We start from the raw sequence: 11,979 nt of genomic DNA, 5'->3' as shown, positions 1-11,979 counted from the left end.
GGCGGATCGACCGAAAACAGCAGCGGATACTGAGGAAAAAGGCCGCAGACCGCAACAAAGGGAGAGATACCATGACTGCCAGCCGCTCGATAGAACCCGTTCTCGCCAGCCTCATAAAGTCCGAGCGTCACATGCGCAGCGAGTACGGCACGAAGATGGTTGGCGTCATGGACACCGTGGGCGAGCATCCGCATTTCGTCATGCCGCTCGAGCCGGGCAATATGGCGATCCTTTCGGGCTTCGACACGATCGACGCGATGTACAAGGGATCGGTGGAGCGCGCAGACCCAAAGGCCAGCCGGGTTATCAAGCAGCTTGCCAGCGACTGGTATGTGTTCATCGAGAATGTGCCGACCCGCTACTGGATCGAGGCCGCGAAGCCAGTCACCGCCCAGACGGTGACAATGTTCGTGACAGACGATCCCAACGGCATCACAGGCGAATATGCATGGCAACGGGCATATGTCACTCCGCCCGCCGAAGCCGCGCCCGGTGAGGTGCCGCTGCCCGAGCGCGAGTTGACCAACCTCAAGAAGCACGACAGTCTGCTGGCTGCCCTTGCAGTTGGAGATATTGCGGCCATCCGCGCGCTGCTCGAGACGCAATGTGTGTGGGCGCAACGCGACTACATGCAGGACGTGAAGGGTGGTGCGGTGACCGACCTGCGCAGTGCCACCAGCGCACTCGACTACATTGCCAGGTGGCACTCTACGATGCAGCCGCAGAAGGTGTCGGTGATCAACCGCATGGTGACCGACTGGTACGTCTTTTCCGAAGAACTCTGGATCATGCAGCCCGGCGGCGGTCCCGCGCGGCAATGCCGCACCGCGACGGTCTATCCGCTGAGCGTCGGCGGCCTGTTCGAGGGGGCTCTGGGCTTCGGCCGGGATATGGAAGACCCGGCACCTTCCGCCGCCATCAAGCTCGGCCACGCTTACTGGACCGAACCCGGCGTGGACATCGCCGACGTTCCGGCATCGTGAACGGGCAGCGCCTGCACGGCAAGGTCGCGCTGATAACCGGAGCCGGTCAGGGCGTGGGTCTCGGCATCGCGCAAGCCTTCTGCGCGCAAGGCGCCGCCGTGGTCATCACCGGACGCGACGCAGAACGGCTGGCATCCGCCGTGGAGGTGATCGAGGCTCGCGGCGGATCGGTCGCGGCCTGCCCGGGCGATGCCGCGAAGCGCGAGAATGCGAAAGCCGCCGTTGCCCTGGCGATCGAACGCTTCGGCGGCCTCGACATTCTCGTGAACAACGCACAGGCGCGCCGTTCCGGCGTCCCGTTCGAGGAAATTACCGAGGCCGACATGGACCTCGCGCTGGGTTCGGGCCCTGTCGCCACCCTGCTCCACATGCAGGAAGCCTTCCCGCACCTGAAGGCACGCGGCGGCGGATCGATCATCAACTTCGGATCGAAGATGGGCATGCAGCCCATCCCCGGCATCGGCTCCTACGCTGCCGCGAAAGAGGCGATCCGCGCCCTCACCCGCAGCGCGGCGCGCGAATGGGGCAAGCACGCGATCCGGGTAAACACGCTCACCCCGGCGTCACTGGGAGACAGCGGCAAGGCCTATTTCAAGGATCGTCCCGATGAATTCGAAAAGCTGTGCCGGGACGTTGCGCTGGGGCACTTCGGGGATGCCGAAACCGAGATTGGCGCTGTAGCTCTCTTCCTGGCCTGCGACGACAGCCGCTATGTCACCGGCCAGACGCTCAACGCCGATGGCGGGCAACTGATGCTCTGATCCGGCGGATCAACGCCGCAACAGGGCATAGCTGCGGTCACCGGGCTTGCGAAGGCCGAGGTCTAGCGGCCGGTCCCGGCCATATCCGAGGGCCTGCCCAAGCTGTCCGGTGTCCCACTCCGCGCTGTCGGGAAATTCCCGGAACCAGTCACGCACCACCACCCGGCGCGCGATGCGCCATTCGTCCTCGCGCTTTTCCATCCGGTCGATGAAGCGGCTGCCCGACATGTGATCGTACCGCGTCCCGTCGTCACGGCGCATTCGGTGGAAGGCCTGAATATAGCTTTCGACGAAGGCCTTATCGCCATTGATGTCGATCAGGATGTTGCCGATAAAATGCGCCGTCAGATCTATGGAGTGGAGGATCGGCACGGCATGCTCCACGAACTCCCGGGCAGACCCGGCAGTAAAATTGCCATGTTCATCGCTTGCATCGGGCCAGTATGCGGAAAGGATCAGGTCTGCATCGATCCGATCGATCCCCCGGCAATACCGGTAGATGCAGTCGCGGATGGCTTCGCGATCGCCGCACTCGGACAGATAGTCCCCAACCTTCCTCTTCATGCCGAGACCTTGTTTCCTGCCCCGCCTCTGTTGGTCAGGATCCCGCTGCGATCGTAGCTAGGCTCGTCGAGCGGCGGCATTGCCGGAGGCGGCCCGAAGTCGGGATTGTCGAAGAAAGTTCCGGAGAGATCCGGCGGACCGATGTATTCGGTCAGGAAAAGCCGCCAGGCGAAGCGCCATATCCCGGCCTCCTCCACCAGCCGTTCGTAATAGGTCCCGATGGGGCCATAGGCAGTGCCATCGGCAAGAACACTCTGCTCCGACACATAGGTTCGGGCCGTTGCCTGGCCTGAGCCGGTCAAGGACACGACGGGGTTCCGAAACGTCAGCAAGATCCGCCGATATTTCTCGAAGGCCGCCGCCATGAATGCCGAGATATTGCCCCTTCCACTGATGACCACGCCGGACAGGCGCCATTCCGCATCCAGGGCAAAGCAATCACCGAAAGCCGCAACATCCTTCCGCCAGACTGCATCGGTGTAGCGGGCATGCAATTGGCGAATGCCGGCTTCCGCTGCGAGAAATTCGATCACCTGCCGATCCTCTCAAACGGTGACTGCGCGTTTGAACAAACGGAAGCAGCCAGCGGTGGTGTCACCGCCAGCCGCCTCGTGTCCTTCAGAACCGCACCGTTCCCTGCAGCACCACTTCGCGCGGACGGTTCCAAAATGCCACGTACTGGTCCGGATTGCCCGAGGCCGTCCACGCATATGCCTGAAGCTTGTAGTAGCTGTTGGTCAGGTTGCGGCCGATGAGCGCCAGTTCATAGCTGCCATCCGACGGCCCCACCTTGAGCGACGCATCCAGAAGCCAATAGGCTTTCTGGACACCGCCCGGCGCATTGTCCGTCGTCGTCTGATAGCTCGACGAATAGGAACCCGAAGCTGACAGCGTGGCGTTCCAGCCGGGAAGCACATCGTAGGCCGTATAGTCACCGCCGAACGAGTACGTCAGTTTCGGGGCGCGGATCATGCGCTTGCCGGACAGATCCTGCGCATTGAAAACCTTGGCCGGATCGGGATCGACGTCGACGCAGCCCTGAGCCGCCGTCTGGAAGGCAAAGCACTGCGCGTTCGGAAAGCTGGTATACTTGGCGCTGTTCAGGCCAAGATTACCATGCAGTTGCAGCCCCTTCGCCGCTTCCCAGTTGAACGATGCCTGGACGCCCTTGACCCGCGATGACGCCGCATTCCGGACGTTGAAGGTGATAACCGGCGTGCTGTTGTCGGCGGAGACCACCTGCAGGTCCCCATACTTGTAGGTGTAGGCGATGATATCAAAGCGCAGGCGCCCGCCATCAAGCGTCGCCTTGTACCCGGCCTCGAAGCCCTTAGAGACCTCCGGCTGGAACGTGATACTCTCTGGCGTCGTGGTGGCGGCGAGCAGGAACGGGTTGGAAATGCCACCCGACTTGTAACCGGTCTTGTAGGCAACATAGAGCGTGTTGTCAGGGCTCGGATGCCAGGTCAGCGTGGCTTCCGGAGAAACATGATTGTCGCTGTAGCCGGCCAGGAAATGATTGCCCACTGCCCGCAGGTACGAGAAGTTCGGGCCGACGGCGGTATTCACCTGATCCATCTTTTTCTTGTCGTGGCTCCAGCGCGCACCGCCTGACAGTTCGAGGTCCGGAAGAATCTTCCAGGTCAGTTCTGCGAAAGCGGAAATGTAATCCTCCTTGCTGACAGAACGCATCACCACGCTCGCATAATTGTCCGCCGCGGCGTTGTAGACGTGGAAGATATCGGGCGCATTCTCGAACGGACGCTTCGAATGCTCGAAGTAGCCGCCGATCATGAAGTTGAGCGGGCCATCGAAGTCGGAAGTGAGACGCAGTTCCTGGGACAGTAGCTCATACCGGTAGCGCGCCGCCGCCCAGATGGTCGCGTAGGGCGACCAGTCCGTGACGTTCATCAGCTTCAGGTCTTCGTTGTAGTAGCCGGTCGTCGATGTCAGCGAGAGATCGTCGAACGTCTTCGTCATGTCGAGAACGCCGAAGTAGAACATCCTGTCGCTGTAAGGCTTGCCGCCGTTCGCATAAGGAATGTTCTTTGCGTAGACTGCGGGCACACCGGCGTGCGAAGTCTTCCGGTCCGCATAGCAATCCGAGCCGGGAAGCGGCAGGAAACCCAGAAGCACCGGCGCATTCGCAGCTTTGGTCGCACCAATGCAGTAAGGTTCGGTATTCCCGTTCCCCGTATTCACGTTGATCGAGTTTACGGTAAACTTCAGGTTCGCCTTGAAGTCATCCGACGGCTCCCACAACAGGGTAATGCGGCCTGCGATTTCGTCAGACGCGGGCATCCGCTTGGGCAAAGCGCCGGTCGTGTTCAGAGGCTGGAGCGCAGCCGGTGCAAAGACGTCCGGAATGACCGGCGCGACATTCCTGGTCCACCCCTTCTGCGTACTGCCACGAAAGGCGAGGCGCGCGGAAAGAGTGTCGCTCAACGGGCCGGAAATGGCCCCTTCCGCGTAAGCCTGATCGGCCGTGAATTCGTAACCGGCGGTCAGATAGCCTTCGAAGCTCGGGGTCGGATCAGCCGATCGGATCGAGATAACCCCGGCCGGCGAATTCTTGCCGAAGTAGAGGGCTTGCGGCCCCGCCAGAACCTGCACGCTCTGGGTATCGAACAACCGGGTGCCGACGATCGAACCACGGCTGAAGGGAACACCATCGACTTCGACGAGCACGCTCTGGTCGAAGCCTGCGTCACTTGAGGAGGAACTGATGCCACGGATGGAAATCACTGCACCTGTGCCCGAGCCCCCCTCACCGATCGCGACTTGCGGCGCCATTTCGGCGACCTTTGTCAGATCGCTCGCAAGGTGGGTTCTCAGCGCATCGCCACCGATCGCCGTCACGGCCACCGGCACGCTTTGCAGTGTCTCGTCGCGCTTGCGCGCGGTCACGATGATCTCACCATAATTACTGCCTGCAGCCTGTTCGGCCGATTTTGCCTTATCCGGCGCTTGCGCAAACGCAGGTGCCGCGCAGGCAGCAATCGCCGTACTGCAAAACAGTGAGAAAACCGCCTTCTTCATGCCTCTTCCTCCATCCCAAATTATTTGCTTATTATATTAATAATATTTAGAATATTACATAAATATTGTTTTTTAAAATTATGTATTTTTGCCGTATTTATTTTTCCAAAATTTGAAATTTAGGCAGGGAATACAAAAATCCGAGCGCAGATTTCATATAGCTGGATACAAGGCGCCGCCCCCCGGAGATCCAGACGTATAAACCAGTCACAAGGACCCGCGCTCGCCGCATACTCCTCCCCAGTTGCCGCTGATGCTCAGCATTCTTGCCCATACCGCTCGCCGCGGTTGCCATTTTCCACACAATAGTCTAGTTGTATGGACTTATAGGGCAGACGTTTCGCAAGTCAATCCGGACCCCCGCCACAATCATCCCGCAACCAGAGACGCTCCAGATTTCACGAACCTCGACCTTTGTCATGCGTCCACCTGCAATCATTAAATCTACATATATTGCTGTTTTTTCTAATAATTCATGCATCACCTCCCTGATCAGAGCCAAAGAAATGCCCGCCCCCCTCACACCAAACCATCGGTGAAAGCTCGCCTCCCTCCATATTAGTATGGACTTTATGAAATTTGCTTGCGACCATCCGCATCAAACATGTGTTCCAGATGGAACGTTTCGGAGAGAGGCAACCGGCATGGCGCGAGCCCACCTGATCTTCACGCTGCGGAGACGGAAAAAGGCGGTTTCCATGACCAATTGCGGCGACTGGATGGACCGTTGCCGGTAGACGCCATGGTCACGACGATCTGCCGGTCCTGCAACGCCTTCTGCCCCATCGAAGTAACGATCGGACAGGGATTTGCGACGAACGTCGCAGGCAACCGCAATGCGCCGCTCTTCGGTGGCTACACTTGTCCCAAAGGTCGCGCGCTGGCCGATTTGCACCGCCACCCTGACAGGCTGATGCAATCACTGAAGAAGCAGCGGGATGGCTCATTCATCCCCATTTCGAACGATGATCTCATAGGCGAACTCGCCGAACGGCTGGGCGTGATCATTGGCCGTCACGGCCCGCGTGCTGTTGCTGCCTATCTGTCAGGAGGCGTCATCGAGCAGCCCGCCGCTTCGGCACTGATGATCTCGTTTCTCGAAGCCATCGGGTCGCCCATGCTTTTTTCGGCCTCGACGATCGATCAGCCGGGCATGACGATCGGTTATGCCTTGCACGGACGGTGGGCGGGTGGGCGCGTACGGCCGGAAAACCGCGATGTCTTCGTGATCGTTGGCGGCAACCCGATCAACTCCAAGCAATACCTCCCTCAAAATCCCGGCGCCCAGATCAAGCAGATGCGTCGCGCAGGCGGGAAACTCGTGGTCATTGATCCCCGCCGCACGGAAACCGCGCGACTGGCGGACATCCATCTCCAGCCGATACCCGGCGAAGATCCCACGATCCTTGCAGGCCTGATCCATCTCATCATCCGCGAAGGCGGCACAGACCGGAATTTCATCGAACGCAACGCGACCGGCTTTACGGCGCTGACCAAAGCTGTGGCGCCATTTACGCCTGACTATGTGGCGAACCGGGCCGGCATCAGCGCGAACGACCTGCAAAGGATGGCCCAGGTGCTGATCGAAGCGCGAACCGGTGATGTCGCACTGGGCACGGGCCCAAGCATGGCGACGCGCGGCATTCTCAGCAGCTACCTTGCGCTATGCGTCAATACCTTGCGCGGCTTCTGGGCGGCGGAGGGCGATGATGCCATGCACCCCAGCGTGCTGCTGCCGCCACGAACATTTCGCGCGCAGCCCATCCCCCCCTATCCTGCCTGGGGATTCGGAGAAAAGACACGTATCGGCGGGTTCGAGCCCACCCCGGCGGGAATGCCGCTCGCCGCCTTGCCTGGCGAAATCCTCATGCCCGGCGAAGGGCAAGTCCGGGCGCTCTTTCTTCATGGAGGTGCGTTGCAGAGCTGGCCCCAGCACAACCGCACCGAGGAGGCACTCAAGGCCCTCGACCTGCTCGTTATCCATGACGTCGTGCTGTCGCCGACGGCGCAGCTTGCCGATTTCGTCATCGCGACAAAAATGCAGTTCGAACTCCCCGCCATCACCGTGCTCAACGAAATCATCGCCAATTCCGGCCATGCCGGATACGGGACCGCTGATCCCTATGCATTTTGCGGCCCCGCACTGGTCGCCCCTCCACAAGACGCCGACCTCATGGAGTCCTGGCAGACCTATTACCGCGTCGCGCGTCACATGGGACTTCCGCTCAAACTCACCAACTGGCGCGCGGCCTCGGACGCGAAGCCTGCACTCGACATGGATCGCGAGCCCTCGACCATGGCTATCTACGAGTTGATGTGCGCCGGCTCGGCGGTACCGCTGGACGAAGTGCGCCGGCATCCGAACGGGCATGTTTTCGAGGAAATGCGCTCTACCGTGCAACCGCCTGAACCGGGCTGCCCCCACAGGCTGCAACTGGCGGACCGCGACATGCTGCGCGAACTCGCGCGTGTTGCCCGGGAAGATCCGGCGGCGTGGCGCGGCATAGATGCCCGGTTCACATTCCAGCTTATTCCCGGCCGCATGCAAAATGCCACCAACACCTTCCTCAAGGCAAGAGGCACCCTCCGCTGGCCATACAATCCTGCCTTCTTGCACCCGTCCGACATCGCCGACCTTGGCATTGTAGCAGGTGACGAAGTGCGCATCACATCACGGCACGGCACCGTTCGGGCAATCGTCGAGGAGGACGCAGGACTGAGGCGCAAGGTTGTGGCACTCATGCACGGGTTCGGAACCTCCCGTCCGGATGACGATCCCCGGACACACGGAACCAACGTCAATCACCTCACCGCGTGGAGCGACGATTTCGAAGAGCACACCGGTATGCCGCGCATGGGCGCGCTTCCCGTTTCCATCGCACCTTCGGACAACGCCGCGTCACTGTGCGAACCATCGTGATCAAGGAGTAACAATGGCCAGCGAAGAAGAAACGAATATCGCGCTCGTCAAACGGTTCTACCAATACCTCGACGACAACGACCGCGACGGCGCCTATGCCAATGTGTTCGCCGAGAACTGCGAACTTCATGAAACGGAAGAACTTCCATACGGCGGCGTCTATCGCGGGCGGGAAACGGTCAAGGAGGCACTGGCAGGTGTCATGGCCGGCTTCGACGAATTCCAATGCGAGATCCGCAATTATCTGGCGGGTGGAAACGAAGTCGTCGTCCACCTTCACCTCGACGGCGTCGGGCGGAAGAGCCGCAAGCCGTTTTCGGTGCCGGTGATGGAACTCTGGCGCTTTCAGGATGGCAAGGCCATAGAGCTGCGGCCGTTTCTGTTCGACCCCGGCGCGATCACCAAAGCTCTTGCATAAGGCTGGTACCCGGCATGTCGAAACCGGCTTTAGAGGTGCTTGCTCCCGGCTCGGTGCAGATTGACCTGATAGCGGAAGCGCGACGCCGGGTAGATCTCGTGCGCTGCTTCGATGACCTTGCCTTCGGCCGTCTTGAAGGCACGGCGCACGACAACAGCAGGTGTGCCGGGTTCGACCTCGAGCACTTTAGCGAGCGGTTTCGTGACAAGCTCGGCGGAAATCTCCTGAGTCATTTCCACAATCATCTGGCCGAACATGTCCTCAATCAGCTTGAAGACGGGGCCCGGATGACTGGTGACAAGCCGGCTGATCGAGGCGTAGTCCCGATGGACGTAAAGCTCGATCCAGCACTCGGGGTGCCTGGCGCCATGTGTGCGCGAAACGCCGTGAATGGCGAGCCATTCCTCGTTCGGCGAGGTCCCCACCCAGGAGGCGAATGCCTTCGGCATCTTGCGCAATTCAACGATCTTGATCTGGAAGTCCCAGCTCAGCGCATAGCTCTGGAAGTCGTTGATCGACACCGCGTGGAGAAAGTTGGAATCGGACGACTGCGGCGGCAGCACCCGCGTCCCCGACCCGCGGCGCGAGATAATCAGCTTTTCTTCGCGCAATTTCCGCAACGATTCCCGGATGGTGTTGCGGCTGACCCCGTGATCCTTGGCAAGCTGGTCCTCAGTGGGCAAATAAGAGCCCACAGGATAGCGTCCGGAGAAGATCGCATCCTTGAGGGCGCTGGCAATACCGAGATAAAGCGGCTGCCCCCCAGAGTCTCCCGGCTGCAGCGCTGTCATTTCCCGTCCGCCGGGATTTCAAGATTGGGACGGTCACAGGACATAATCGCACTTCCGGAAGGGCCACGAGGGGCCAACACGGCCGTGTATCTAAGTGCGCGGCGAACCCATGTCCATACATTCAAAATAGCACAACTCTGATGCAAGGGCAAGAACCACGCCGCGGTTGAAGAATTTTTTGTTATTATTCAAAATCTTGATCTGACTTCGAAAGCACACAGTTATATCATAGAGCTAATTTATCAGAACTTTCAGGCGCAAATTCTGGAACAACACGTTGCGACGCTCTGGCGTCCTTCGACGCAGTTTGAATGGGAGGACGGACATGAAGCTCGGCATCATTTACCCGCAAAACGGCCTTGGCGGTGACCCGGCCGCTGTCCGCGAGATCGGCCTGGCCGGAGAGCGGCTGGGCTTCAACCACCTGGTCGCCTACGACCATGTCCTGGGCGCAACGCACGACCGGGAGCCGAAGCTGGGCGGCCCCTACACCGAGAAGGATCCCTTCCACGATCCTTTCGTCATGTTCGGCTACCTGGCAGCCTTGACGAACCGGATCGAGTTCGTGACGGGCGTCCTCATCCTGCCCCAGCGCCAGACAGCGCTCGTGGCGCGGCAGGCAGCGGACGTCGACCTGCTTTCGGGAGGACGGTTGCGGCTGGGCGCCGGCATCGGCTGGAACTACGTCGAATATGATGCACTCGGTCAGGACTTTTCAAAGCGCGGCCGGCGCGTGGGCGAACAGGTTGCCCTGCTGCGCGAGCTGTGGACCGGCAATCTTGTCACCTTCGAGGGTGAGTTCGATACAATCGACCGTGCAGCACTGGTCCCCCGGCCCTCACGGCAGATACCGATCTGGATGGGTGGGTTTGCAGACGTGGCGTTGCGCCGCGCCGCTGGAATCGCGGACGGATTCATCTTCGCCGACGGCGCCGCAGACGCCTTTGCACAGCTCGCCTCGCTCGACGGTTATCTTGCAGATGCCGGCCGGGATGCCTCGTCATTCGGCAAGCAGTGCCACATGCTGCGCGCAAAATCGGCGGACGACGCAATCAGTACAGCGCTACGCTGGCGCGACGCCGGCGGCACACATGCGACGGTAAATTCGATGGGACTGGGCTTTGCGAACGCTTCGGACCACGTAGCCTACTTCGAGAAGGTTGCAAACGCCGCTATCCGGGAAGGTCTCCTGTAAGTCCCCTTCCCGGACAGAACTGCTATGTGTGCAACCACGGCGCGGCCTGCCACGAACAAATCTAACGCCACGTTGAAAGTGTGTCGCGTTGCGATGTAGTAAGAGCCCCCGCTGTCGACGCCACCGGTCCAATCGGCTCGACCGCGCCCCGCCCTTCCATGAAATTGGCCAGGTTGCGATGAAGATTAATGACTTTCTGTTCCTGATGCGGATTGGGTAGCGTGCGGCGAAAGCCGGACGATTTCATCCCCTTCTGCACGAACTGCATGTTCGCGAAGTCCTGCGCGAGCACCGGCCCCCAGTTCTCACCGGAAGGATCTGCATAGACCCATTCGGTTTCCGGCTCTTCGCCTTCAGGATAGCGCTCAAGGGCATAGGCTTCGAACACGCACTTGTCCGGATCGCTGCCAAAAGGGCGCACGCGGTAACACAGCGCGAAAGTTTCGCCCTTCAGGATATTCTGGTTGGGAAACAGCCCCCATGCCAGACCGGATTCCTGCTTGATATCGGAAGGGACCTCCGGCCAGATAACCCCGCGCGCGGCATCGTCGGCCCTGGCCGACTTGAGCCAGTGAGCAATGCATTCCTGCGGCGTTGCCGTTTCGGGCAGTTCCTCGACGAGGCGGCGAGCAGCATTCACCAGCGTTTCGGTGGACGCGGCATGGTTGATGGTCTCGTAGTTTTCGCGGATCAGCTCGTATGTGGAGACTCGCGCGTCGTCTCCCTTGCCGGCGCGGGTCGTGCCCGCGCTCTCACTCATCTGGAACCGTTCGTCCCTCGTGTCGTAGCTGGAGACCGAATGCAGCCCGTGCTGCTTCGAGAACGTATAGTACTCGCCGTAGTCCAGCAGTTGGGTGTGTGTGGCAGCAACATGATACGTCTCAAGGAAGGCCTCGATCGCGGTCTTCCAGTTGCAGTTGTAGATCGCCCACTGGCGCCACTTGTAGCGCATCTTGTCGAGCTCGAAGTGCTCGAGGATCTCGCCCGCGCGGCCCATCCACTCCTTCAGCGGAACGCAGTCCGGGTCCATGTTGATGTAGATGTAACCACCCCAAGTATCGACCTGTACTTCGGACAGACAGGTCATCTCCGGCGTCAGCTTGTTATCCCAGTCCTGCGGATCGAGGATGTAGGTGTTGTTGCCATCCGTATCGAACGTCCAGCCATGGAAGCCGCAGATGAAGTTCTTGCGGTTGTTGCCGCGCACCGAATGGACCCGCTCAGAACTATTTGGGCCCGGAAGGTAATCGGGCACCGACACGAGCTGGCGGCCGCGGTGGGGGCAGACGTTGTGGAACGCCTTGAACA

Annotated in this window: 10 protein-coding genes; 5 read left to right on the top strand and 5 right to left on the bottom strand. The window is 60.3% G+C overall.

The genetic code is table 11. The features are described 5' to 3' along the window. The first annotated feature begins 71 nt into the window (after nucleotides 1-71). Together MTR64_RS20805 and MTR64_RS20800 are read left to right on the top strand one after the other, a co-directional pair. Nucleotides 72-983: a hypothetical protein gene (locus MTR64_RS20805; RefSeq protein WP_243996460.1), complete on the top strand. Its 912-nt coding sequence runs from the start codon at nucleotides 72-74 to the stop codon at nucleotides 981-983. Continuing rightward, nucleotides 980-1,744, top strand: coding sequence for an SDR family NAD(P)-dependent oxidoreductase (locus tag MTR64_RS20800; protein ID WP_243996459.1), 765 nt, complete (start codon nucleotides 980-982; stop codon nucleotides 1,742-1,744). The genes MTR64_RS20805 and MTR64_RS20800 overlap by 4 nt, the downstream gene beginning before the upstream one ends. A gap of 9 nt (nucleotides 1,745-1,753) precedes the next feature. On the opposite strand, the gene MTR64_RS20795 is transcribed toward MTR64_RS20800, so the two are convergent. The 3 genes from MTR64_RS20795 to MTR64_RS20785 all read right to left on the bottom strand — a co-directional run bounded on the left by MTR64_RS20795 (nucleotide 1,754) and on the right by MTR64_RS20785 (nucleotide 5,347). Then, nucleotides 1,754-2,308, bottom strand: coding sequence for a nuclear transport factor 2 family protein (locus MTR64_RS20795; protein ID WP_243996458.1), 555 nt, complete (start codon nucleotides 2,306-2,308; stop codon nucleotides 1,754-1,756). Next, entirely contained in the window at nucleotides 2,305-2,841 is a 537-nt protein-coding gene (locus MTR64_RS20790; protein ID WP_243996457.1) for a nuclear transport factor 2 family protein, read from the bottom strand. Before MTR64_RS20790 ends, MTR64_RS20795 begins: the two co-directional genes overlap by 4 nt. Nucleotides 2,842-2,926: 85 nt before the next feature. Beyond that, nucleotides 2,927-5,347 carry a TonB-dependent receptor gene (locus tag MTR64_RS20785; RefSeq protein WP_243996456.1) on the bottom strand — a complete coding sequence of 807 codons (2,421 nt, stop codon included), beginning with the start codon at nucleotides 5,345-5,347 and terminating at the stop codon, nucleotides 2,927-2,929. Between the two features lie 742 nt (nucleotides 5,348-6,089). Here MTR64_RS20785 and MTR64_RS20780 point away from each other — a divergent pair. Together MTR64_RS20780 and MTR64_RS20775 are read left to right on the top strand one after the other, a co-directional pair. After that, nucleotides 6,090-8,267 (top strand): molybdopterin-containing oxidoreductase family protein, encoded by a 2,178-nt coding sequence (locus tag MTR64_RS20780; protein WP_243996455.1) that lies wholly within the window; start codon nucleotides 6,090-6,092, stop codon nucleotides 8,265-8,267. Nucleotides 8,268-8,280: 13 nt separating this feature from the next. Continuing rightward, the gene (locus MTR64_RS20775; protein WP_243996454.1) at nucleotides 8,281-8,685 is read left to right on the top strand and encodes a nuclear transport factor 2 family protein; all 405 of its coding nucleotides are present in this window, start codon (nucleotides 8,281-8,283) and stop codon (nucleotides 8,683-8,685) included. Between the two features lie 29 nt (nucleotides 8,686-8,714). Here the strand turns inward: MTR64_RS20775 and MTR64_RS20770 are convergent, their stop codons facing one another. Beyond that, the gene (locus MTR64_RS20770) at nucleotides 8,715-9,476 is read right to left on the bottom strand and encodes a GntR family transcriptional regulator (RefSeq protein WP_243996453.1); all 762 of its coding nucleotides are present in this window, start codon (nucleotides 9,474-9,476) and stop codon (nucleotides 8,715-8,717) included. Between the two features lie 325 nt (nucleotides 9,477-9,801). On the opposite strand from MTR64_RS20770, the gene MTR64_RS20765 reads away from it, so the two are divergent. After that, nucleotides 9,802-10,671, top strand: coding sequence for an LLM class F420-dependent oxidoreductase (locus MTR64_RS20765; RefSeq protein WP_243996452.1), 870 nt, complete (start codon nucleotides 9,802-9,804; stop codon nucleotides 10,669-10,671). A gap of 61 nt (nucleotides 10,672-10,732) precedes the next feature. Here the strand turns inward: MTR64_RS20765 and MTR64_RS20760 are convergent. Continuing rightward, nucleotides 10,733-11,979: aromatic ring-hydroxylating oxygenase subunit alpha (locus MTR64_RS20760; protein ID WP_243996451.1), on the bottom strand; the 1,247-nt coding region annotated here is incomplete at its 5' end.

Source organism: Novosphingobium album (ex Hu et al. 2023), assembly GCF_022832385.1.
GTDB lineage: Bacteria > Pseudomonadota > Alphaproteobacteria > Sphingomonadales > Sphingomonadaceae > Novosphingobium > Novosphingobium album.
The sequence above is the reverse complement of the archived record's forward strand: the minus strand, read 5'-3'. Positions and strand labels throughout refer to the sequence as shown.

Coding starts and splice junctions, on each gene's coding strand:
- MTR64_RS20775 (WP_243996454.1), top strand. CDS start 8,281: ATGGCCAGCGAAGAAGAAACGAATATCGCGCTCGTCAAACGGTTCTAC.
- MTR64_RS20785 (WP_243996456.1), bottom strand. CDS start 5,347: ATGAAGAAGGCGGTTTTCTCACTGTTTTGCAGTACGGCGATTGCTGCC.
- MTR64_RS20805 (WP_243996460.1), top strand. CDS start 72: ATGACTGCCAGCCGCTCGATAGAACCCGTTCTCGCCAGCCTCATAAAG.
- MTR64_RS20795 (WP_243996458.1), bottom strand. CDS start 2,308: ATGAAGAGGAAGGTTGGGGACTATCTGTCCGAGTGCGGCGATCGCGAA.
- MTR64_RS20770 (WP_243996453.1), bottom strand. CDS start 9,476: ATGACAGCGCTGCAGCCGGGAGACTCTGGGGGGCAGCCGCTTTATCTC.
- MTR64_RS20765 (WP_243996452.1), top strand. CDS start 9,802: ATGAAGCTCGGCATCATTTACCCGCAAAACGGCCTTGGCGGTGACCCG.
- MTR64_RS20780 (WP_243996455.1), top strand. CDS start 6,090: ATGGTCACGACGATCTGCCGGTCCTGCAACGCCTTCTGCCCCATCGAA.